The sequence below is a fragment of the Bradyrhizobium sp. 155 genome (assembly GCF_023101105.1).
Taxonomy (GTDB): Bacteria; Pseudomonadota; Alphaproteobacteria; order Rhizobiales; family Xanthobacteraceae; genus Bradyrhizobium; species Bradyrhizobium canariense_D.
The window spans coordinates 194,545-217,925 of record NZ_CP064706.1 but is presented as its reverse complement, the minus strand read 5'-3'; the positions used below and the strand labels follow the sequence as shown (position 1 = coordinate 217,925).

Genomic DNA, 23,381 nt, shown 5'->3' with positions numbered 1-23,381 from the left:
GGGTCAGCGCCGGACGATCGAGCTCCTCGAACAGGTCGCGGCGACTTCGTCCCCAGCTGCGCAACGGTCGATCGTTCAGGTCGACAAGGAGCGCGTGGATCGCCTCATTAAGGGAGGCGAGTGAGAAGAAGTGTCAATCGGCCCTTTAATTGCGGTTTGTTGTCAAGCTACCATTCTTCCTCCTCCAGTGACACGCCGATAGCGATTGCTCCGTCGGAGCTGGTCAGGTTGCGGAGACGGAGCGATCGCGGATGGCGAGACGATTGCTTAGCGGGATTGGCAATCGACGTCGTTGGCGGCTTCAGCGGGTTGGGTTGATGTCGTAGCTGGGGTCATGGTCCTTTCCGAGGTCGCGAGCGCCTCATGATGATGTCCGGATCGGGTGCCTCAACGTTTGCAGCGGAGTGCGGGCGAACCGCCACCAGCCGATTGACCGAGGTCACCACGACCACCGTCCCAGCGGGACATCGCCAGTCCGGCGGACCGGACCAGGAACTTGCGAGCAAATATCAGATTGGCTTCGGCTGGCCCCAGTCGAACGACGTGCCATCGACCCAGATGCAGTGGAGAATCACGGCGATCTTTCGGGCGATGGCGACCTTTGCCTTCTTCATGCCGATCCGCTTGGCGAGCTTCATGCCCCAGGCCTTTAGGGAAGACCACTTTTTGGTTCGATAAAGAAGGACAGTGGCGGCCTCGAACAAGTAAGTTCGGAGAAGCCGGTCGCCCCATCGAGATATCTTTCCGTTGGTGTCGGTTTCGCCGGATTGGCTGCGCCTCGGCGTAAGGCCTAGGTAGGCGCCGACCGTCGACGCCGATCGGAAGCGCGAGGGGTCATCGATCGTGTGGCGGAACGTTAGGGCCGTCACGACGCCGACCCCCGGGACCGTCATCAGGCGACGCGTCGTCTCGTCCAGCTTTGCCAACCGGCGGACCTCGTTGTCGAACTTACCTTGTTGTTGACAAACGTTCTCATGGATCGAGAGCAGCGGCGAAATCACGCTGAGAAGCAAATGATCGACGCCCAAGAGTTCGCTGACCTGGTTGCGGAACTGTTGGCCGATCGCGCGAGGGAACAACAATCCACATTCCTTGATCAAGCTGCGAACCTGGTTCTCGATGTCTCGGCGCATGGACACTAGCCGAGATCTGGCGACAAGGATCGCTCGGATCTTCTGGCTTTCCTCACTTTTGACTTTTACCTCTCGATACCATCCAACCCGCACCAGTTCGGCAAGGCCTCGCGCATCATTCTGATCGCTCTTGTTTATTCGGACGGACAAAGCTGCGTGCGCATGCCGAGCGTCGATGCAGACCACCGGCAGCTCTACCCTGCGGAGTTCATGCCATAGCCAACTTGCCATCGCACCGGTCTCGAAGCCGATACGCTCGGCATGAGGCGCATGTTTGCTAAGCAGTTCAGTCAAGGCACCAGGATTAGACTTGGCTTTTCCTTCGAAGATTACTTGACCAGTCTCGTTGACAACGCACACAGCGGTTTCTTTCTGTGAGACGTCCAGTCCGACGTACTGCTTCATGGGAGCTCCTTCGAATCATTTGATTGCGAGGGCTCAATGATAACGGAGCTTGTCTGCCACGAGCGCCGACCGCAATTACGTCATCGTGTTCAAAATTTGGGTCTGACTCATTTCCGATGAAGTTTGCCGGGCGACTGTGGTTCCAAACGGAGAATCAGCGCCATGCGGACGGGCTTTCAAATCTCATCGCTAGTACCGAGTGGTTTGGTGTTTGATGGTGTAAGTGACTCAATGGATTCGGTTATTCTGGCTGTTCGGTCAGAGGCTACGGAGGCCCAGTGCCCTTTGTGCACGACAGCATCGCGCCGAATCCATAGCCGTTACATCCGGCACGTGGCTGATTTGCCGTCAGCGGGCAGAAGGGTGCGCCTCCGATTGCTCACGCGGCGCTTCACATGTGAGGTGCCGCATTGCCGCCGGCGGATCTTCGCGGAGCGGTTTGGAGAAGACATCGTCCCGCTTCGACGGCGCCGGACGGCACGGCTGGAATACATCGTCCATCACTTGGGGTTGGCGCTCGGCGGCCGGCCGGCGGCAAGCTTCGCCAAGCGGCTCATGCTGCCCGTCAGCAACGATACCTTGCTGCGGGTGGTCCGCCGGCGGACGGCGATGCCGACAGATCCATTGCTTGTTGTGGGCATCGATGACTGGGCGTTCCGGAGAAACCATCGATACGGGACGATCGTGTGCGATTTGGAGCGCCGGCGGATCGTTACCCTGCTGCCCGACAGGGAAACTGCGACTGTTCGGGCGTGGCTATGGACCCCGCCCTTGCCGCGGTGGAATCTCGAGCGTCAACTGCAGCGAAGGAGGATGTTATGCAGGTCGTTCGGATAGGTCTAGATCTGGCGAAGTATGTCTTCGAAGTTCACGGCGTCGACAACCACGGGAAAGTCGTTGTGCGAAAGAGGTTACGTCGCGATGCGGTGGCCGGCTTTTTCGCCAATTTACCGGCCTGCCTGGTCGGCATGGAGGCTTCCAACGGGGCACACTATTGGGCTCGCGTGCTCACGGAGCTTGGCCATCAGGTCCGACTAATCAGCCCTCAGTTCGTGACACCATACGTCAAGTCGAACAAAAACGACCAGAACGATGCGGAAGCCATCTGCGAAGCGGTCGGTCGTCCGTCCATGCGCTTCGTGCCACCGAAATCAACCGATCAGCTGGCGGTACAGGCCGTCCACCGCATTCGCCGGCGCCTGGTCGCCGATCGAGTCAGGCTCGTCAATCAGATTCGCGGTCTTCTGTCCGAGCATGGGATTGTCATTGCCCGTGACATCGCGCAGCTGCGGCGTGGCCTCGCGGTCATCGTAGGAAACATCAATGACGCCCTCAGCGAGATGCTCCGAGCGCTCATGAGGGAACTGCAAGAGGAGTTGTCCGAGCTTGATACCCGCATTGCAGCCTATGACCGGCGGATAAGGGAAATCTTCCGTACGAGTGAGCAGTGCCAGCGGCTCGGCAAAATCGAAGGCGTCGGACCTGTGACAGCAACAGCCTTGGTCGCCGCCGTGGGCGATAGAAGCTGTTTCAAGAACGGCCGACAGTTCGCGGCTTGGCTTGGTCTGGTACCCAAGCAGCGATCCAGTGGAGGGCGGGCCCGCTTGTTCGGCATCAGCAAACGGGGCGATCGATACCTGCGGACGCTGATGATTCACGGAGCTCGCGCCGCTTTAAGCCGTGCTAATGGCAAGCAGGATCCGCGAAGCCTCTGGCTCGGCAAGATGCGGCAACGGCGCCATCCCAATGTCGCGGCCGTGGCTCTTGCCAACAAGAACGCGCGGATCGTGTGGGCTATGCTCACAGGCGACGCGGCTTATGAGCCGGCGCTTTCGGTGAAGGCGGCCTGAAGCGAAGCGGCAATCAAGGAAAGGAGGTCTCACCGGCAATTGCAACAAATGGCAGGAGATGGCGAAACGGTCACCCCGTCGCTTCCCGAACCTGATGTGTGGACCGGCACGGCTTGCGCCGATGTCTCGGGGCCGTTGAGGTGGAAGCGGGCGAAAACCATCGAGGCTCGCGGCGGAGACGTTGTCCAGCCGCATCAAGAAGCCGGATATACGTCAGCAGTTGTGGCCGTCGATCCTGATCAAGCCGGTCGTTGCAATCGGGCGGGGTCCATATACGTTCCACATATGAGTCAGAGCCAAATTTGGACGCCGGTTGACACGATGCCGGTCATCACCTCGCGCTCCGGCAGGTGAGTCAGAGCCAAATTTGGACGCCGGTTGACACGATGCCGGTCATCACCTCGCGCTCCGGCAGGTGACCGTGGCGGACGACGCGCTGGTGGCCGTCCCGGGTCTTCAAATCGGCATGCTGGCCTAGAAAGTCTGCAACCTCGGCCTCGACCGCCTGGGCTAGCAGGGCACGCGCTCCATTGCGTAAGACTTCTGTGAGTTGATCGTCGAAGATTCCTGGCTGAATCAGATGGATGACGTTATCGTTGGACACGGCATATCGCTCCTTCGGTGGAGAAGTGGAGGCGTCAAGCACCCGCACGATATGCCGCCTTTCCGATTCCCGCCGTCACCAACTTTGGGCGATAGCTCGCCATTTCAGGAGTACGGAGGGATGGCTCTTTGGATATCGGGCGAGAAGGGGGCAAGCCAGCCGGGAGGAATGCGGCGGGACCGAAACTGATTAGCTTGATCGCCGGATCGGAAGCCTTAAAGCCTCCCATCCGCAAGTTTTCAACGGCCTCCACGACGGGACACGTCCATCGGCCGATGAGATCAACGAAGTGTTTTCAATTGCCTGACGATAGGATCAACCCCGGTACGAATAGGATCCACGCAAGGCAACTTCAACATGGCACTCGTCGTTGCCAAGGCGTGGCGAGCTTCACCATCGCTCATGGATGAGGTGTTGAGTGATATGCCGACGAACCGTACCCCGGGGTTTGTCAGTCGGGCCGCCGAAAGATGAGTCGAGATGGCCTCATCGAGTTTTACAATGGGAATATGTGGAAAGCCCCCTAGTGACTTGAGGGACGGATTGTGACAGAGAACCAGCGCGTCAGGTTGTGAGCCATGGAGGAGTCCAAGGGAAACGCCGGCATATGCAGGGTGAAACAAGGACCCCTGCCCCTCGATAATGTCCCAGTGATCGGCGTCGTTGGCTGGCGAAAGCGCTTCCGCCGCTCCCGAAATAAAATCGGCCACGACTGCATCGACGGCGATACCGCTCCCTGAAATCAGAATTCCCGTCTGACCAGTAGCACGAAAACGGGCATTCATGCCATCTCCTACCATGGCTTTGGCGATTGCCAGAGCTGCGTATTTTTTCCCGAGGGCGCAATCGGTTCCCACTGTCAGAAGACGCTTCCCAGGACGACGGATACCGCTTCCAACAGGAAAGGCAGTGTCACAGTGTCGAACATCATGGATCTTCCGGCCAGTGTTTGTTGCGCATTCAGCTAGTGTGGGAATCTCCTTCAGCCGCTGATGCAGTCCTGCCGCGAGATCCAGCCCCGCTTTCAGGGCATCTGCCAAAGGAGCGTGCCAGCTTTCCGGCAATTGCCCTCCGGGAGCCGCAATTCCGATAACGAGTGTCTTAACCCCTGCCCGCGCTGCTCTCTCCGGAGTCATGTCGGGCAGGCCAAGACTTACCGCCTTCTCGGTGAACCGGAATTGACCGAAGCAAGCGTCGGCCGCCCAGTCTCGCAGTCCGAAAGCGGTTTTTGCATTCCCCGGCTCATCCATGTCGCCGATCATTAGCAGATACGGCTTTTGGATTTGATGTGTGCTCATGTCGCCCTCACTTCCTGCCAATCTTGTGCGAATAACCCCATAGAGCTTCCGGACAAGTGATATATCCGTCCTCATATTGAGCCCTGATGGACCGATCGCTTTTGAGTAATATCGGCCCATCCAGATCCACAACAGTGCAAAGCTGGCCTACGAGAAAGGCTGGCGCCATGGCAAGCGACGTGGAGATCATGTTTCCGATCATTGCCTCAAGCCCGTACTGGCGTGCCGCCCGGGCCATCGCCAAGCTTTCAGTGAGCCCGCCACTCTTGTCGAGCTTGATATTGACCACACCGAATCGCCCGACCAGGTCCGGAATGTCGCGGAGTGATTGAGCGCTTTCATCTGCGGCGATCGCGATCGGCGAATCAAAGCCGTCCAGAAGCGCCTCGTGTCCTACAGGATAAGGCTGTTCAATCAGCTCCACCTTGCTCTCCACCATGATCGGCATTAGGTGCGTCAATGAATGAGGTGTGAACCCCTGATTTGCGTCTACACCAAGCCACGCGCTCGGCTGCGCCTCGCGAACCGCGCGAACGCGATCGCCGTCGCTGGCTTCTCCAGTCAATTTGATCTTGATAGCCCGAGCCCCGCGATACGCGCGGGCAGCAGCTGCCATTTTTTCCGGGGTATCGGCACCGCACGTAAATGTCGTGACTAGAGGCTGCGGCGGCTTGTGCAGCCCGGCCAAACGCCAGGCCGGCTGCCCGCTGGCCGACGCTTCGAAATCCCACAAGGCGCAATCCAGCGCATTGCGCGCACCACCAAGCGGCAATAGCTGTTGCAACGATCGGGCGGTGAGCCCGCGTTCGACCTTGGCTCGCACTGCTTCGAGTTGCTTGCGCATCGATGCAGTCGTTTCGTTCCTGTAATCGACACCCGAAGCCTCTCCGCGGCCGTCAAAGTCATCGTTCTCCAGAACCACAACAAGAACTTCGGCAGCATCCAGCGTTTGGCCCGTGATACGAAAGGGCGCAACCAGCGGCCATTTTTCCGTTTCCACTCGCATTCTGAGGGGACCAGTGTGTTCGTGCTCCATGAAAGCTCCATCGACAAACTAGACAGGCGTCAAAAAAACAAGCGAGCCCGTATCGTTATAGCTATGGGCTATTGTCCACCGAGCGGGAGATTTTCCAAAACCCATAACTTACAATCCACGTATTTGCGCTCCTAAACCGCATCTTCAGCACTGGCCGTGCGGCCGGAATGGCGATTAAGCAGCGCGTTGATACCGGCGGCCGGGACGGCAGCGCTGAACAGGTAACCTTGCCCTTCTGTGCAACCATTGGCCACTAGATAGGCCAGCTGGCCAGCGCCTTCGACGCCCTCGGCCGTGGTCGTCAAGCCAAGTCCCTCTGCAAGGTCAACGATTGCACGAACAATCACCTGGCTCTCGATACTGTCGTCGAGATGCGACACGAAGCTGCGGTCTATCTTGATCTTGTCGAGACGAACCGAAAGCAGCTGGCTAAGCGTAGCATAACCCGTTCCGAAATCATCGAGCGCGACGCGGACTCCGGCTCGACGGAGTACTTCAATCACGGTCTTCGCAACGTCGGTCTTTTCAACGAACGCGCTCTCGGTAATTTCAATCTCCAGGCGGCGCGGACTGAACCTGGTTTGCCTAAGGATCGATAGAATGCGATGCGCAATCGCGGGTCACGCAACTGAACGGGCGAAATATTGAAGGCACGCGTAAACATCTCCGGCCACGTACTGGCATCGAAACAGGCACGGCGAAGAAGCTGATCTCCGAGAGCGTTTATCAGGGCCGCTTCTTCTGCAATCGGAATAAACACGTCGGGCGGAATATGCCCAAAAGTCCTGTTTTTCCAACGCGCCCAGGGCTTCGAACCCGCCGATGCAATTACTGCTAAGCGAAACGATCGCCTTGTAGTGCGGCTCGATAATATCTGCCGTGATAGCGCTGCGAAGCTGAATTCGTCGCCTCCAATCCTCGCCAGGACGCCATCCGCGCGCAAGACGTCGCCGAGCCTGTCGGCAAATTCGCATAGCGCCTTCTCTCCCGCTGCGTGGCCATGCGTGTCCTTGATCCTCTTGAAGCCAACAAGGCGAAGCATCAGAACGGCCACCCGCCGAGTGTTCCCGGCGAGGCGAAGGCACGCATGAAGTTTTTCATCAAACGAGCGACGGTTAGGCAGGCCCGTCAATTGATCATGTGGCGCCAGATCGCGCGCTTCTATTTCTGCAATAGTCCGCGCTTTCGTTTCCCGGGCGAGGTCTCCATAGCGGCGAACGGTAAAAAGTGTCAGCGCAACGCTCACGAAGAATGCGACGATTATGATGAACACGATGCCATCGAGTGTCGAATCCGAATAGCCCGGTCCCAGCTGAAACAAACGAGGGCCAAGTTCAGAAAAATACGCCAAGATCGACGCAAGAACGACGCCCCCAAAGAGAGCAATGAAATCTCGTTTGGCCGAACTACGCCAATCGATCGCCATCCGCGTTTCACCCCGTACTTCACGCCCACCTCATCCACATGGCTCAATGCCGTCGAAGGAAAATTCGCCAAGTTCTCCAGACGCCGCCTCAATCGCGCCGCGGCTGATCGGTCCGCGAACTCAACGCCGCCATTAACCGCTTCCTGCACGAAACCAGTAGTGATCGCCTTTTAACATTCGTATCCTCTAGCGCGAACTCGCCAGCCCGGGTGAGAACCGGCCTCACCGCCGAAGCACCTGAGACGGAGCGCGGGACTGAACGAACCCCTATGCGACAATCACACGATTGCGACCTCCAGATTTCGCGCGATAGAGCCGATGATCGGCCACGGTCAGGAATTCGTCAAGCGTGTCTCCATCGGCCCCGAACTCCGACACCCCAACACTGATGGTGACGCCGACTGACGGATGGGCTCCGACGTCGAATGCGGTGCGTTCGATGGTCGATCGAAGGCGTTCGGCTACCGCGCAAGCCGTGTCGAGCGTCGCCCTCGGCAGCAGCACCATAAATTCTTCACCGCCCACGCGCGCGACAGAGTCGTAAGGGCGGATCGCCTCCAGACACGTTCGCACGAATGCGCGGAGGACTTCGTCGCCGACACTGTGACCACGTGAGTCATTGATATCCTTGAAATGATCGAGGTCGATCGACAGCAGAGATAATGGAGCACCGCTTCGTTTGGCCCGCGCAATCTCGGCGCTGATATGCTCGATGAAGTGGCGCCGATTTCCGGCACCGGTTAGTGGATCGGTTGCGGCCAGGCGTTCTAATCTTTGATTGCTCAGTTGCAGTTGCTGTAGCGCCCTTTTGGTCTCTCCCATCGATTCGGCCAGGCGGGCCATCATTTCTTCCTGGCTATAGATCGTCGAAAACGACTGCGTGGTTCGGAACGCCTGGACAACGCCATAGCTGAGCAGGAAGAAGCCGCCAGCAAAGATCGCGTGGGCGAGCCACCACATATGATTCCAGGGCGCCGCCAGAATGAATGCTAGCGACGATAGCCCAAACCATGCGACTGAAATGCCGAAAATAACCATGAGCGGCGAGTGAAGCCGCCGAATAAGCATGGCCGTGACGTTCAGCGCGCTGAACACCAGTGCGCCGCCCTCCATGGACAAGCGGATCGCGGGGTGTCCCGCATAGGGGGAGTAGGCGATCAGAGCGACGGCTATGTCCATAGTCAGGAATAGGCCGATCCAGATCAGCCATGCGCGCGGAACCGAACGCCTCTCGACCTCGTCTGACGGCTGGTTGTAGCTGAGCAGCCCGACGAAAAGCAGAATCGACATTGCGAGACGCGACGCTGGCCCATAGAGCAGAAAAAGCCAAATATTGCGGTGTGCCATCTCGGTGAAGGCGCCGTGCGGCGAATAGACCAGCACGAAGCCCAGAAAACCCACCGTCAACCAACGCAACAGAGGTTCGCCTGAAGACTGGTAGCAACGCCACGTCACATAGGTGACGAACAGCCCTTCGAGGGTGGCGACGGCAATCGCCAATTCGTGGAACAGGTGATTCTCGAATTTTAGCGTGGGATCCTGCTGGAAATACAGGTAGGCGATGAACTGGGCTGGCATCAGGGCGAAGGCGATGAGGAGAAGGCTCATATACGCCTGTGTGACCAGCCGGAGCGCGTTCGTCGGTTCGTGTACCGGAAGATGAGCGTTCATATGCATACACCGTCTCCCAACATGAGCTGCGCGGTCGCTCAGGGACCCTTGGGCGGCTCCGAGCGAGACTCTGTCCCAGAGCACCTTCGTCCTTACTGTACTATCGAGATGAGGAATCAGGGCTCGCGCGGTCCGAAGGCCCTTCAACTCGATACGGACAGCGCTGCACCGGTGAAGACGCACACATCGAGCTCCAGTTTTCGTTGGATCTGCGGGCCTTCACTCGACCAGGTGGCGGCGCGGACAACATCGGCGTTGTCGACGAGGACCGGCGAGCTCGCGCCATCGCGATCACCAGCGTCGTGTACCGCGTGTATATGGATTCGACTCTCCGCGTCAGACCGCCCGCTGCGTTGATGGTCAGCGTATCGTGTGTGTTCGGAAGATTGTTCCGGCGGCTGCCGCGGGTCGTCACGTCTGTGAGGCGCTCGAGAACGCCCATCGGAAGACGAGGAACTGACTAGCCTGCTGAAAAAAGGACTTTGCCTATTCACCGTACTCAACCTTCGGCCTGCCGCCGGCGGGTAGCGGCGCCGCAACAATCGATCCCTTGCTGGGGTAACACGCCTAAAGAGTGACACGGAAGGCGTCCCGCTTTGATTGGCGAGTTTCGTGTAGGCGATCTGCGATCTCCCTCGTCTGAATGTCCCCGCACTGCACGACCGAGGCCGTAGGATACCTGAGCTTGCTGCGTTAGCCGCCTGCCAAACCTTGTAGGTTCCGTTCCAGCCTTGCCTTCGTTTCACCGTCACCATCAGCCCAGACCGACGAAATCCCACGACTACCTTGCAGATCTATTGTCGCTCGGCTCATTCAAGCAGGCTCCCGTAACCATCAAGAACCGCAATTCTAGAGCCTGACTGCGTCACCCTGTTTCACGAGCGGGTTGAGTCGGAACGCTGCCTCGAAGCTGCCCTTCGTTCCCTGCAAGCTTCTGGACAATTCCTTGAGTTTTCAATTAATGGCGAGCAGGACGATGGTAACTCAAACTGCTGTCCGTGACAGATTCCTCGAACTAACTTTAGAGCCGGCTCCGCGAATTTGAACAGGTTGCGGCGTCTCGAGCGGCTGCACCTGGAGTTTCCCTTCGCCGGCTCGCGCATGCTGAGACGCCTGCTGGCTGCCGAGGGCGTGCAAGATCGGCCGCCCGCATGTGAAGACGCTGATGCGGCGGATGGGGATAGAGGCGCTCTATCGCCGTCCGCGCACCACCAGGCCAGAGCCCGGCCACAAGATCCATCCATACCTGCTGCGCGGCATGGAGATCACGCGGCCGAACCAGGTCTGGGCGATGGACATCACCTACATCCCGATGGCGAGTGGCTTCGTCTATCTCGCGGCGGTGCTGGACTGGGCGACCCGCCGTGTTCTGTCATGGCGGCTGTCGATCACCATGGAAGCAGCCTTCTGCGTCGAGACGCTGGAGGACGCCTTGGCTCGTCACGGCAAGCCGGACATCTTCAACACGGATCAGGGCGCGCAGTTCACGGGACAGGCTTTTACCGGCGTGCTCGCCGACAACGGCATCGCGATCAGCATGGACGGCAAGGGCGCATGGCGGGACAACGTGTTCTCGAACGGCTCTGGCGCAGCATCAAATACGAGGAGGTGGGGAAGTAAGTTCGCGGAAGCCAGGTACGGGTGGGGCGGTGAACTTCCAGGCTCAAAGTGCTGGTCAGCTATCCGGATGGCTTCGCCGCCATGGCGGACCTTAAGCGCGACATGGCGATCCTGGCGACCAGTGGATGGGACTGGACCGAACGCTCGAAGCGATTGGCGGCCCGGCGTGCCCGACCTGGATATCTTCTCCCAAGGTCTTATCGAGCGGACGAACGGCGGCTGGCGTACCACGCGGCAGGCGTTGGCGATAGACCACGCGACCTTCGTCCAACCCGCCGCCGCGGGTGGCCGCGTTGCGCCGCAGTTCACGGGAGACTGTCGAAGCAGCCCGCCCCAGGCGACGTCCAATCTCCTGTATGGAATGGCCCTGCACCTTGAGAAGTGCGATCTCCTCGCGCTCAATCAACGAGAGGTACCGCCCGGAGAGCGCCTTTGCCGAAGATCTAAACATCGCTGGTGGCATGCCGCCCGCCTTTCGGAACAATCTGCTTCCGACAGGTTGTGACAATCCAGCTTCGAGCGCAGCATCTTCGCTGCTCAACCCCCCCGGCAATCGCCTGCGGGATGAGCTTTTGAATGAGACGCCGTTCACGTCGTTGGCCCAAGCCCCCGTTGCGCTTGGATGCTGGCGCGCCGATTACAACCTCACAAGACCGCACTCGCAGCTCGGATAAGAGCGCGTCGAGATCACAAGCCATGAGTCAATCTATCGTTTTATCTATCATCGGACGGCCCAGAACGATTACCGGTACCGTCTTCTGCCGCGTCACAAGAAAATACAAGGGCGCCGGCGACGGGGCGGCAGCTCCGCGAGCCTGATAAAACACCGGCGCTCGATCCCGAGCGGCCTGCCGCGGTCGATGGTCGCAAGGCGCCGGCCATTGGGAGGCCGGCTTCATGATGTTCTCCCGATGTGGTCAGGGCTGATGGTTCTTCACGAACGACAAAGCCGTTTCAGCATGGTTTGTCGTCCGGCCGATCGAAACGCTGTTCCCACGGCCCAGACCATCGCTCGTCAGCTCGGCACTGCCACAGCATCTGCGTCGGACTATCAGCTTCGCCAATGGAAACGGGTTCGCCGAACACCACCAGCTCCACATGACGCTCGGCGTCCAGATGTTCTTCTTCGATCCTCACAGCCCTTGGCAGAAAGGCGGCGTGGAAAACTCAATCGGCCGCTTGCCACGCTCGCTGCCTCGCAAGACCGACCTCAATCTCCTGACCGCCGCCGATCTCACGACGTACACAAAGCGCCTCAACGATACGCCACGCAAATGCCTGGACTCAAGAGACCCGCCGAGGCATTCTCTGAGCTCAAATCAACCGTTGCACTTCAAACGTGAGTCCATCCACCCCCTCTGAGTTGGCCATGGCCTGCCACCCGCCGCCGAACAGGCAACTCCAACGGCAGGGGCGAACTCATTACCCGATAAAACGTGGGGCAAGATCAGCTTGGATCCAAAGATCGTGGAGTGGGGAGCGCATCTTGTTCCTCAGTACTCGGTCAAGTTTGGTCATTACCGGCGACCACGATCGACATCCGCGCGTGGACCGATACGGTACGATCTTTCGATCACAATGCCAATTCTCGTTCGCACAATGAAGCAGAAGCTTGAATATATCCGCAACTCCTGCTTAGTGCCGATTACTCCGCGGAGTACAATGGGGAGGGCGTGAAGTGGAAATGAGGCAGGACGATCCGACTGCGCCGTACGTCACCAACTTGTTGGCGTATCACTTAAGAGAGCTGCGCAGCGTCATGGGCGAGCACGCGCAAGCACTGGACGCGAGCGGCCTATCGGACCCAGCCAATACTTTCTGGACGGCCTGGCAGGGCCAGGAACTGGTTGGATTCGGCGCTCTCAAGCAACTGGACGACACGCATGGAGAGGTGAAGTCGATGCGAGCTTCGCCCGCGGCTCGGCGAACCGGGGTCGGACGCATTATTCTGCACCACATCATTGCTGAAGCGCGCAAGCGAGGGTATACGCGGCTCAACCTAGAGACTGGTACCGCGCCGCTGCACGCTCCTGCGGTCGCGCTCTACCGCAGCGCTGGCTTCATTTCCTGTGAGCGATTCGCGGACTATCAGGAAAGCCCGCACAACCAGTTCATGAGCCTCGACCTGACCAAGTGAATTCCCTCAGCTTGCAGGTTGGCGGGGAGCTTGCCCGCGCCGCGCTCGCGTCTTCGGTTTTGCCCTTCCGCGCGGAATCGATAGCGTCCTTGAGCGCGGCGAGATCGCCGGTCAGGGGCGGGCCTGCCTGCTTGTCCGAGGGCGCGTCCGCAACGGACGAACGGCTACGCACCCCAACCAGCTGCGCCGATCAACCGTTGCTCCACACCCGCCACTTGGCGTACAAATCCGAGACTCTAACTGCCGCCGGCTGACACTTCAGTGGCAGGTCACTCCGCGTCAGGATGAGTTCGACGAGCCACGTCTCTCACTGCGAGCGCAACGAACGCGCTACAGAGATGGCGCCTGAAAGCTAGAGAGGAATCGGAAGTTCCAGAACAGCCGAGCGCTACCCGGAGCAAGCGCTCCACCACATGGTTGGCCTCGACAGCCTTAAGGGTCAGTCTTTGGTGAACGCGACGACCAGCACGTCACGGTACGCGACTGACATTCTCCTGTTAATGATTTGGATTGGACTCACACCGTGCATGATGATGTTGTCATCAGCGACCATGATATCGCCCGGCATCTTCAGCGTGAAACGGACGAGTTCATTTTGGTTCACATCAGTTACAATTGTTTCGCCGCCATCCACGTTACATTTCCGCACCATTAACGAGCAGATGTAGTCAACGCCGTCGCGATGCAACCCCTCTGGACTGGGCTGCCCAGGCCCCTGGGTCGCGACAATGCGGTACGGGTGCAATTTGATGTTCCAGTTTCGATGGCCTGAGGCCGCACTGTAGCTATTCCCCATCCACTGCATCAGCCCTTTCAAAAACCTGTTCTCCAGAAGCCGATCCTCGATTGCCCCGAAGTGCCTTTGGAAACCTCCGTTGAGCCGGTTGATCACCGCCGGCTGTTCGTACGGAGCGTGAGGAAGCAGCCTTAGATCGCCATCGTTCGCGCTGTAGAAAAGCTGGCTGTAGCGCCGAAAGCGATATGTTCCGCCGTCTCGCATATACTCGTCGAGCAGCAAATCATCCCAACACCTCGCGAAATCATGCCATGTCCGAGGATCGTAGAAATCCCAGCCTTCGAAGTTCTTTGCGCCATGTTCTACCCAGTAACCGACGCTAGTCAACGCATCGACAAGCGGGGCGCCGATCTTTTCGGTATTCAAAGAAGTCAACATCAAGTGAAACTTTCATCGAGGGGAGAACTTTGAGGTCCTTGAGTCTCGTCGAAGCAATTCCGCAGAAAAGGCCCGCGGACCCGTGCCGCGCTCGCGAGCCTTTTTGATTTCCCAAGCATCACGATCAGTGATGTAAAGAGGCTGGTCAGCACGGATTGAGCTTGGCAGGCACGATTGATGATCGATGTCAAAGCGGATGGTTCCGGTCACGCGTTGAGCGAGCGACAATATGCCTGCTTCCGCGGCGGCCTTTACGTCGGATTTCCATCGCCCTTCCACAGCTTCGAGCGTCCAACTTCTCTCCAACGCTTGCTTCAGAATGATGGAGTTCGCAGACAAAGTTGCCGTTTCCAGGTGCCGAAGCGCCTGCATCAAAATGAACGCAGCTGGGGCCTCACGCACCTCCAGAACCTTCTCGCCTTCGTCCAGGTGCTCCAAGCCCAGGAATCGGCCAAAGCCGTAGGAGCCGACCAGCGCATTCAGGTGAGCAATCGCATCTACAAACGCCAGAGCTCCACCGTCGATCCGGACGAGTTCACCCTCCTCGATCCCGAGGGAAACCGAGCAAGGGGCAAGGTCAGGCTGGCGCCGTGACCAGGTGAAAGCTTCCTCTGGAAGCGTAAAGCCTTCGGGGTTGTCCAATGGGCCCGATTCAAATTCTCGGCACCAAATGTTCGCGTCACCGCTAAGCTTTCGACGAGTGTAATCCGTCAAACCGTAGCGCGCCAATCCCCTCGCCTTGGTTTCGCGCGACAGGGCGCTGTATTCGTAAGGGCTGCCGAAAAGCCCAAGAAAGTTTTCGGCAGATATCGCCGTATTCAAGCGGCGCAGGCTGTTTTGAGACTGGTTCGCGGTGTGCAGCACAGCGCCCGCATCGCGCTCCAATGCGACACAGACCGCGCGTTGCGCGACCAACGGGCGCGCGAGAGATGAACTCACGGGGTAGATGTCGAGATATTTCGCGTGCGCCTTAAGGGCTAACTTCACGTATCGATTTGCAAACTCAACCTTACCGTCTTCGACCAGCAATTCCGCCCCAAATCGGCGGGCCGTCCTCTCCAGCGCCCCAACGTCGACACTCTCGCCCAGGTCAACACAAAGCGCCGTTACACTCGTGAAACCAGCCTCGTACAAGAAAGAAAGGAGGTACGAACTATCTAGGCCGCCGCTAAACAATGTCACGACTGGCGCGCTCTTGTCTGGAATAGAGAGAAGGTCGTCGAAAGATCGAATCTTTCTGATGGTCATCTGTGACTGCTCTCCAGTTGGCCCCGGCTCCTTGCATCCAGGTCGTTTTGTGCCGATCGACGTAGAAGTTGCGAAGTCTCGTTGAAGACACCACGAGAGCAAAGATATCTAACTTCGTTAGGATTGCCATGCAACCTACCAAAAAGAGCTGGGAGCTATCGCACATCTGGTGACGACCTGGCCGGTCAGGCGGCGGCGGTTATGGGCTGACGGTCGGTCGGCTTGGCGATGACCTGGATCCCATCATTGAATGTCACACCGACAACGAGTTTTGGCAACTGGTTGTGGCCATCGAGACGACGCCAGCTTCTCTGCGCGGCCTCGAGCAGTTTGAAGACCATCGCGAGTGCCGTCTTGTTGGACAGGCAGCCCTTCGATCGGATGGTGCGGTGGCGAACGGTGGCGAAGGTGCTTTCGATGGGGTTGGTAACCGGTATGAGAGTTTCTCGGTGCCGATGTTCCGCTGCGATTTTCAAGATCGTAGCGTATGGTGCGACCATCGGGACAGAGGCACCGGGAGCACGAAGGTGCGGGCAGGCCGATGCATTCGATGAGCCGCGAGCTCGAGTTAGTAGCTGGCCGCCTCTGCGACTCGCCCGGTTGCGCTGGGAGCGCGAATCCGTAGTTGTCGTGTCGCCCGCAGCTCCCGTCATATCAACAGGAGGTGCAAATGCGACGGGTGATTGGCATCGACGTCCACCGAACTTTCGGGGAGGTGGTGATTTGGGAGGATGGCAGGCTCCGACATGCGGGCCGCATTGATATGACGCGGACTGCGTTGGAGGGATTTGGCAAGACCCTGCTGGCCAGTGATGAGGTGGTGGTCGAAGCGACCGGCAACAGCATGGCGGTATCGCGGGTTCTGGCACCGTTCGTGGCACGGGTGATTATCGCCAATCCGCTGCAGGTGAAGGCGATCGCCCAGGCTCACGTCAAGACCGACAAGATCGATGCCGGCACGCTCGCCAGTCTGCAGGCGGCTGGGTACCTGCCGCAGATCTGGACGCCTGACGCGGAGACGGAACGCAAGCGTCGGCTGGTGGCGCGGCGCTACCAGGTCGTGCGCCATCGCACGCGGCTCAAGAACGAGGTGCATTCGATCCTGCACGCGCACCTGATCCCGAAGTGCCCGCATGCCGATCTTTTCAACGGCCGCGGCCGGGCGTGGTTGGCCGCCCAACCGTTGCCGGACGATGAGCGCGCGGCGATCGATCGGCACGTCCGCGAGCTTGACCGGCTGGCGGAAGATCTGGCCCTGCTCGACCGCGAGATCGCGCAGGACGCCATCGACGATTCCGCGGTCAACAGATTGATGACGATCACCGGCGTCAACTTGGCGGTCGCTGCCGGCATCATGGCGGCGATCGGCGACATCAGCCGGTTCAACAGCCCGCAGAAGCTGGTGAGCTATTTTGGGCTGAACCCGCGGGTGCGGCAGTCCGGACTTGGCGCCGCCCATCACGGCCGCATCAGCAAGATCGGCCGCAGTCACGCGCGCGCCATGCTGGTCGAGGCGGCCTGGGCAGCGGCCAAGGCGCCCGGTCCGCTGCATGCGTTTTTCGTGCGCATCCGCGCCCGGCGCGGCCATCAGATCGCCGCGGTGGCCGTGGCCCGGAAGCTCACCGTGCTTTGCTGGCATTTGTTGACGAAGGGCGAGGATTACCTGTGGGCGCGCCCGGCACTGGTCGCCATCAAGACCCGCGCGATGCAACTTCAAGCCGGACATCCGCAACAGAAAGGCAGCCGGCGTGGGCCAGCGTATGCCCACAACATCAAGGCATTGCGCGACCGCGAGATGTTGATTGCCGCACAGGCGGAGCAAAGCTACGAGCGCTTGGTGAGGCAATGGAAACCACGGCGGCCAAAAACCGGCGCGCGGGCGCCTCAGCTCGGCAAGACAAAATAGGGCAGCCTGGTGGCGCTTGCAGCCGATGCGCCACGCTTCGCCACGAGGTCGCCCGCCCACCCAGGATAATCCCGCCTGACGGCAAGTGCCAGCCAGGAATGCAGTCCCGTTCCACGCCAGCATGCCGCCGTGCTCGGGCCGGTCAAGGCCAAGCCTTGCGGTGGCCGCAAACGCGGCCAGCCTTGACCGCCTCTGCGCGCGGCGGCTGCGAGATCGATGGCCGGGACGGAAGAATGGCCCGCGGCGCAGCCGAACAAAAGAATGGACGTACGCGATTTCTGCAATCGTCATCTCGGTCATGAAAAAAATCGCTTGTCCATCTCATCCGTCGTCCGCAAGTGTTTCCAGTGCTCGGCCGGGAAGTTCCGGCGTCGCGCCGATCAGCACCGATGCACTCTTTTCGTCTTCGAGGCGCGCTTGGAGATGGATGCCATCGGCCCAGATGTAGACGTAGCGCTTCGCCGACAGATCGCGCCTCTGCCACGCGGCGTGCTCGTCGAGCCAGCCATCCTTCAGGCGACCGATGGCGGATGCCGACAACCCGGCAGCATCCTTGCCGAGCAGCGCAGCCAGCGCCTCAGAGAAGTGGCCGGTCGAGATACCCTTCAGGTAAAGGATCGGCAGCAGCGTCTCGATCGACTTCGACCGGCGCATGTCGGGCGGCAGGATCGACGGCGAGAACCGGATGCGGCCAGGATCGGCGGCGTCCGCTTCGCGATCGCGTACACGCGGCTGGCGGACGGCGACCGGACCGATGCCGGTCATCACCTCGCGCTCCGGCAGGTGACCGTGGCGGACCACGCGCTGGTGGCCGTCCCGGGTCTTCAAATCGGCATGCTGGCCTAGAAAGTCTGCAACCTCGGCCTCGACCGCCTGGGCCAGCAGGGCACGCGCTCCATTGCGTAAGACTTCTGTGAGTTGATCGTCGAAGATTCCTGGCTGAATCAGATGGATGACGTTATCGTTGGACACGGCATATCGCTCCTTCGGTGGAGAAGTGGAGGCGTCAAGCACCCCCACGATATGCCGCCTTTCCGATTCCCGCCGTCACCAACTTTGGGCGATAGCTCAAGAGCTGGTCCCGGTTGTCTGAACAGAATCTCCGCTTTGATAAGTTGAGCCTCTGCCGGGACTAGCACTACTTTGGCAGAATGTGTTTTCGCCGCTGTTTTTCAAGGATTTGCTTTCGGCAATATGGGCACTGCTGGGGCGGCGGCCGAAGGATGAGATCGACGATGGCGTGACGTACGGCGGGCATAGTCGGTTGAGGCGGAGGCCCGTTGATTCGTTTTTTTTCGCCCCGCGTTTGCGAGGCGACGATGTTGCAGGAAGGCGTAGGCAATCATTGTCATAAGGGCGTGGCGATGAAGACCTTGCCATGATCGCCCTTCGAAGTGATCAAGTCCAAGTTCCTCCTTCAACTGTTGATGCGCCTGCTCACAAATCCACCGTGCCTTGATGGTGGCGGCCAGCGTGCGCAGATCCGTCGTCGCCGGAAGATTGGCGAGATAGTATTTCTTCTCCCCGGAGGCACGTTGCTCGCCAATGAGCCAGGCTTCGTCGCCTGGGAGATGCTGCTGACCTTTATCCCATATCCGCTGCGGAGGGCCGTCGGCGGTGCGGACACGGAGAGCAGCAAATCGGGCTTTGAGCCGACCTTTCGTCCCGCTGCGCCAACTCACGGTTTTCCATTTGGCGCTGGCCAGCATTTGTTCTGCCGCAATCGATAAGATATCGGGCACGTGGTGCTTTCGTGGTTTGCCACGGGCTTTGGTGATCGGCCAAATGAGCTTCACATCGACCGGATACACTTTCTGGTGCCGAGGGATACCGACCGCCCAGGCCAGCCCGCGCTCTGTTAGCCCTTGTCGAAACGGCGCGCTGAGGCCGTATCCTGCATCCGCCAGCACACATCCAAAGCGTATGTTGGCTGCCATCGCGCGGTCAATCTCGGCCAAAGCGATCTCCGGCTTGGACCGCGGCGTTCGGTGTTCGACTGGCACGCGAGCGCGCTTCAAGCGAGGCATGTCGCTTGTCCAGCTGTCAGGCAGAAAGAGACGTAACGCGACCATCACGGGCACTTCCCCGCGCGCAAGCGTTAAAGACACCAGCGTTTGGCAATTTGCAGTTTTACCGAGAGCCGACGCGTATTGAGCCGCAACACCGACCGATCGCTCACCCTTTTTCGGCAGTGAGGTGTCATCAATAACCAGCACCGCATCCCTGCCGCCGACAAGTCGGTCCGCCTGGTTGAGCAGCTCTGTCTCTAGCGGCGTCGCGTTCCAGACGCCGTCCGCAATGAAATGGTGCAACTGGTCGTAGTTGCTCGTGGCAAGGCGTTCCGCCATCGGCTGAACGCTCTTGCGATCGCCAGGACCGATCAATCCCGCAACATATACCATCCGCTGTCGGGTCTTATGACCCAGCCGGTCCAAGAACGGCATCAGCCAGCGTTCGAGTTCGTCTTCCCATCCCGGCATGGTCAGCCCTCCAAGAGCCGACCACCCATGAATCATTGAAAAATTGATTCGGGAATCCTATAAATCGCGGCAAAATCAACAATCTGCCAAAGTAGTGCTAGGGTTCAGACTCAATTGATCCAATAAGCGACGAGAGCGGCGAGGTGGACGGCGGCCAAGAAGTTTCTGGCAAGTTTGTCGTAGCGAGTAGCAACACGCCTGAAATCCTTGAGCCGGCAGAAACAGCGCTCGATAACATTGCGCCCTTTATAGAGGCGCTTGCTGAAGCTGTGGAGGGTTACCCGGTTGGATTTGTTTGGAATGACGGGTTTCGCGCCGCGATTGACGATTTCGGCGCGAAAGCCGTCGCCATGGTAGCCTTTGTCCCCAATGAGGGAAGACATGGGCGGCGCGAGCTTCAAAAGGGCCGGCCCTGCGGCAATGTCTGCGGCTTGTCCCGGAGTGAGATGAAATGCGCAAGGTTTGCAATCAGGGTCGCTCAGCGCGTGGATTTTCGTGGTCCGCCCACCGCGCGAGCGGCCGATCGCCTGTTCACACTCCCCCCTTTTCCGCCGCTCGCCGAGCGATGCGCTTTGATCGAGGTGGAGTCGATCGACAAAGCCACTCGGTCCTTGCCGCAGCGGGCGAGCGCTTCAAAGATCGCCTGCCAATGTCCGCGCTTAGCCCAGCGATTGAACCGATTGTAGATCGTCGTGTAAGGGCCATAGTCGGACGGGCAATCGCGCCAGCGTGCGCCGCACTGGAGCATGTGAATGATACCGCTGATAATGCGTCGATCGTCTTGGCGCGCCGGGCCGGTCTGGTTCGTTGGCAGATGCGGCTCTATCTGAGCCCACTGCTTGTCGTTGAGCCAGAACAGTCCTTTGCGCATCGAAGTCCCCCGTGCCGAATCAACTTGGCACCAGGGAATCAGAACTCGCTAATTAGGTACAGACCCTAGCATTACAGTTGCTTTTGTTGCGGGCTTCTGAATCCATGGGCAACCATGATTCGAATGTCGTGGGCGCGGGCCGCGTCGGTTGAGGCGACGCTTGCGTTGTGGGCGGCGTCGCTTCGAGAGATCAAGCAACGGATACGTCCGTTGTTCACGCAAGAGCGTGTTGCGACGAATGCAGGTCTGTTCCTGGAAGGTCTGCTCGGAGATGAGCAGCGCAAGACCGGTTGGATGCGCGCGGAGGCGGCTGGCGATCCCGGCCCATGGCGGCAGCAGGCGATTCTGGGTCGTGGAGACTGGGACGCTGATGCCCTGCGCGATATCGTGCACGACTATGTCATCGAGCATTTGGCGGATGACGATGCGGTGCTCGTGATCGACGAGACCGGTTTTCTCAAACAGGGCAAAGCGTCATGCGGAGTGGCGCGGCAATACACTGGTTCGGCAGGAAAGATCACGAACTGCCAGATCGGCGTCTTCGCTGCCTACGTTTCGCGTCATGGCCATGCGTTCATCGATCGCGCGTTGTATCTTCCGAAGGAATGGACCGACGATCCAGATCGTCTGGAAGCCACATATGTGCCTGCCGATGTCGGCTTTGCGACCAAACCAAAGCTTGCGACGAGAATGATCGCACGCGCGATAGCCGGGTCTGTACCATTCAAGTGGGTTGCCGGTGATACCGTCTACGGTGTTGGCAACATCGAACAGCAACTACGTCGGGCAGGCAAAGGCTACGTGCTTGGGGTCAGCAGCGCTCATGTGTTTCGATCCTGGGGCAAGCGACCGCCGGTCGCCGGTACGGCTGCAGACCTCGCCCGGACGCGGCGCTCATCCGACTGGAAGCGCCTGTCGGCGGGAGCCGGAACCAAAGGACCGCGGCTGCACGATTGGTGTTATCTCGAATTGGCGGATCTCGAGGCCGAGCAGTCCAACAGTGCAAATGACGGTTTGTGGACACGCGGTCTACTGATCCGTCGTCGCATTGCCGATGATGACCTCGCCTTCTTCACCACCTGGTGCCCAGCGGGAACAGCCATTGAAACGCTGGTCGCGGTCGAAGGCCATCGATGGGCGATCGAGGACAGCTTTGAAACGGCGAAAAACGAGTTCGGGCTCGATCACAACGAGAGCAGATCCTGGCATGGCTGGCACCGTCATGTGTCCTTGGTGATGCTCGCCTTCGCCATGATGGCCGCGATCCGACATCGCGCTAATCCGCCACCGCCCAAAAAAACGAAACGGCGCCCCCCGGCAAAAGCCAAAACATAACCACCCCACCACTGATCCGTTGGTCAATCCAGGAAATCCGCCGCATTGCTATCAGACTTGCGCGGAAGCGGATTCAACCCGCACACATCATCGCATGGTCCTTCTGGCGCAGAGCTCACCAGGCTGCCGCTCAACGCGCCCACTTCAAATCAAAAAAGCAACTGTAATGCTAGCATTACAGTTGCCGTTTTTGCGGGCGTCTGAATCCACGCGCAACCATGATTCCGATGTCGTGGGCGCGGGCCGCATGAGGTGAGGAGGCGCTTGCGTTGTGGGCGGCGTCGCTTCGAGAGATCAAGAAACGGTTACGTCCGTTGTTCACGCAAGAGCGGGTTGCGACGAATGCAGGCTTGTTCCTGGAAGGTCTGCTCGGAGATGAGCAGCGCAAGACTGGCTGGATGCGCGCGGAGGCGGTTGGCGATCCTGGCCCATGGCGGCAGCAGGCAATTCTGGGTCGTGGAGATTGGGACGCTGATGCCCTGCGCGATATCGTGCGCGATCATGTCATGGAGCATTTGGCGGATGACGATGCGGTACTGGTTTATCGACGAGACGCGCTTTTTCAAGCAGGGCAAAGCGTCATGCGGAGTGGCACGGCAGTGCACCCCGCCTTCTTCATCACCTGGTGCCTAGCGGAAACATCAATTGAAACGCTGGTCGCGGTCGAAGGCCATCGATGGGCGATGGAGGACAGCTTTGAAACCGCGAAAAACGAGTTCGGGCTCGATCGCAACCAGAGCAGATCCCGGCGTGGCTGGTACCGTCATGTGTCCTTGGTGATGCTCGCCTTCGCCATGATGGCCGCGATCCGACATCGCGCTAATCCGCCACCGCCCAACAAAGAAACGTCGCCCCGCGGCAAAAGCCAAAGCGATCGGATTAGGTCGAGAAGTCATCTCACGGCAACATGCAACGTTCAAGACGAGTGCACGACACTTCTATGACGGCTAAAACAGACATATCATTTACTTTCGATGAGGAATTGTTTATAGACACCCCCTGAACATGAGCAGGATGCAAAAGAGCCGCGGCTATAAACGGATTGTCTTGAATCTAGTTGGGCCGCGAATTCGGGCAGCTGCGGCGCGATCTACGATAGCCGATTCCAGCCACAGAGACCATTGGCTGAAGCAGTCCGTGCTGGAGCTCTTAGAGGGTCCGAAACCGACAACTGAACTCTTTAGCGG

At 59.2% G+C, this 23,381-nt stretch carries 11 protein-coding genes and 11 pseudogenes; 9 read left to right on the top strand and 13 right to left on the bottom strand.

All coding sequences use genetic code 11. The features are described from left to right. Positions 1 to 509 precede the first annotated feature (509 nt). Positions 510 to 1,538 carry an IS110 family RNA-guided transposase gene (locus tag IVA93_RS40555; RefSeq protein WP_247790138.1) on the bottom strand — a complete coding sequence of 343 codons (1,029 nt, stop codon included), beginning with the start codon at positions 1,536 to 1,538 and terminating at the stop codon, positions 510 to 512. A 162-nt stretch (positions 1,539 to 1,700) separates the two neighbouring features. Between IVA93_RS40555 and IVA93_RS40550 the strand changes: the two are divergent. Together IVA93_RS40550 and IVA93_RS40545 are read left to right on the top strand one after the other, a co-directional pair. Then, positions 1,701 to 2,297, top strand: a pseudogene (locus IVA93_RS40550) (transposase family protein); the annotation flags it as partial. Between the two features lie 59 nt (positions 2,298 to 2,356). Next, entirely contained in the window at positions 2,357 to 3,388 is a 1,032-nt protein-coding gene (locus tag IVA93_RS40545) for an IS110 family RNA-guided transposase (protein WP_247790137.1), read from the top strand. Between the two features lie 367 nt (positions 3,389 to 3,755). On the opposite strand, the pseudogene IVA93_RS40540 reads toward IVA93_RS40545, so the two are convergent. The 5 genes and pseudogenes from IVA93_RS40540 to IVA93_RS40515 form a co-directional block, all read right to left on the bottom strand. After that, positions 3,756 to 3,992, bottom strand: a pseudogene (locus IVA93_RS40540) (IS256 family transposase); the annotation flags it as partial. A gap of 281 nt (positions 3,993 to 4,273) precedes the next feature. Continuing rightward, positions 4,274 to 5,290, bottom strand: coding sequence for an N-acetyltransferase DgcN family protein (locus tag IVA93_RS40535; protein WP_247365263.1), 1,017 nt, complete (start codon positions 5,288 to 5,290; stop codon positions 4,274 to 4,276). Positions 5,291 to 5,297: 7 nt separating this feature from the next. Next, the gene (locus tag IVA93_RS40530; protein ID WP_247790136.1) at positions 5,298 to 6,326 is read right to left on the bottom strand and encodes a dipeptide epimerase; all 1,029 of its coding nucleotides are present in this window, start codon (positions 6,324 to 6,326) and stop codon (positions 5,298 to 5,300) included. A 131-nt stretch (positions 6,327 to 6,457) separates the two neighbouring features. Beyond that, positions 6,458 to 7,752, bottom strand: a pseudogene (locus IVA93_RS40525) (putative bifunctional diguanylate cyclase/phosphodiesterase). 267 nt (positions 7,753 to 8,019) lie between these two features. Further along, positions 8,020 to 9,423 carry a GGDEF domain-containing protein gene (locus IVA93_RS40515; RefSeq protein WP_247790180.1) on the bottom strand — a complete coding sequence of 468 codons (1,404 nt, stop codon included), beginning with the start codon at positions 9,421 to 9,423 and terminating at the stop codon, positions 8,020 to 8,022. Between the two features lie 1,053 nt (positions 9,424 to 10,476). Here IVA93_RS40515 and IVA93_RS40510 point away from each other — a divergent pair. Further along, positions 10,477 to 11,034, top strand: a pseudogene (locus tag IVA93_RS40510) (IS3 family transposase); the annotation flags it as partial. 224 nt (positions 11,035 to 11,258) lie between these two features. On the opposite strand, the pseudogene IVA93_RS41535 reads toward IVA93_RS40510, so the two are convergent. Beyond that, a pseudogene (locus IVA93_RS41535) lies at positions 11,259 to 11,635 on the bottom strand (helix-turn-helix domain-containing protein); the annotation flags it as partial. Between IVA93_RS41535 and IVA93_RS40500 the strand changes: the two are divergent. From IVA93_RS40500 to IVA93_RS40490, 3 genes and pseudogenes are all read left to right on the top strand, one after another. After that, positions 11,595 to 11,714 (top strand): annotated as a pseudogene (locus IVA93_RS40500) (integrase core domain-containing protein); the annotation flags it as partial. The pseudogenes IVA93_RS41535 and IVA93_RS40500 sit on opposite strands and share 41 nt — an antisense overlap. Before the next feature lie 21 nt (positions 11,715 to 11,735). Further along, positions 11,736 to 12,386: pseudogene (locus IVA93_RS41530) on the top strand (IS30 family transposase); the annotation flags it as partial. Between the two features lie 335 nt (positions 12,387 to 12,721). Then, on the top strand, positions 12,722 to 13,180 hold the full coding sequence (locus IVA93_RS40490; protein ID WP_247790135.1) for a GNAT family N-acetyltransferase: 459 nt from the start codon (positions 12,722 to 12,724) through the stop codon (positions 13,178 to 13,180). Between the two features lie 439 nt (positions 13,181 to 13,619). Here IVA93_RS40490 and IVA93_RS40485 read toward each other — a convergent pair whose 3' ends face one another. The 3 genes and pseudogenes from IVA93_RS40485 to IVA93_RS40475 form a co-directional block, all read right to left on the bottom strand. Further along, positions 13,620 to 14,354 (bottom strand): 2OG-Fe dioxygenase family protein, encoded by a 735-nt coding sequence (locus IVA93_RS40485; RefSeq protein WP_247790179.1) that lies wholly within the window; start codon positions 14,352 to 14,354, stop codon positions 13,620 to 13,622. A gap of 12 nt (positions 14,355 to 14,366) precedes the next feature. Then, complete coding sequence (locus IVA93_RS40480) at positions 14,367 to 15,602, bottom strand: argininosuccinate synthase-related protein (protein ID WP_247365299.1); 1,236 nt, start codon at positions 15,600 to 15,602, stop codon at positions 14,367 to 14,369. A 185-nt stretch (positions 15,603 to 15,787) separates the two neighbouring features. Further along, positions 15,788 to 16,030: pseudogene (locus IVA93_RS40475) on the bottom strand (IS256 family transposase); the annotation flags it as partial. Positions 16,031 to 16,290: 260 nt separating this feature from the next. Between IVA93_RS40475 and IVA93_RS40470 the strand changes: the two are divergent. Beyond that, entirely contained in the window at positions 16,291 to 17,508 is a 1,218-nt protein-coding gene (locus IVA93_RS40470) for an IS110 family RNA-guided transposase (RefSeq protein ID WP_247790178.1), read from the top strand. Positions 17,509 to 17,871: 363 nt separating this feature from the next. Here IVA93_RS40470 and IVA93_RS40465 read toward each other — a convergent pair. From IVA93_RS40465 to IVA93_RS40455, 3 genes and pseudogenes are all read right to left on the bottom strand, one after another. After that, a pseudogene (locus IVA93_RS40465) lies at positions 17,872 to 18,480 on the bottom strand (transposase); the annotation flags it as partial. Positions 18,481 to 18,680: 200 nt separating this feature from the next. Continuing rightward, on the bottom strand, positions 18,681 to 20,024 hold the full coding sequence (locus IVA93_RS40460) for an IS701 family transposase (protein ID WP_247790134.1): 1,344 nt from the start codon (positions 20,022 to 20,024) through the stop codon (positions 18,681 to 18,683). 74 nt (positions 20,025 to 20,098) lie between these two features. Next, positions 20,099 to 20,859: pseudogene (locus IVA93_RS40455) on the bottom strand (IS5 family transposase). Positions 20,860 to 20,973: 114 nt separating this feature from the next. On the opposite strand from IVA93_RS40455, the gene IVA93_RS40450 reads away from it, so the two are divergent. Both IVA93_RS40450 and IVA93_RS40445 read left to right on the top strand, forming a co-directional pair. Next, entirely contained in the window at positions 20,974 to 22,194 is a 1,221-nt protein-coding gene (locus IVA93_RS40450) for an IS701 family transposase (protein ID WP_247285483.1), read from the top strand. Positions 22,195 to 22,463: 269 nt separating this feature from the next. Next, a pseudogene (locus IVA93_RS40445) lies at positions 22,464 to 23,138 on the top strand (transposase). Positions 23,139 to 23,381: the final 243 nt, after the last annotated feature.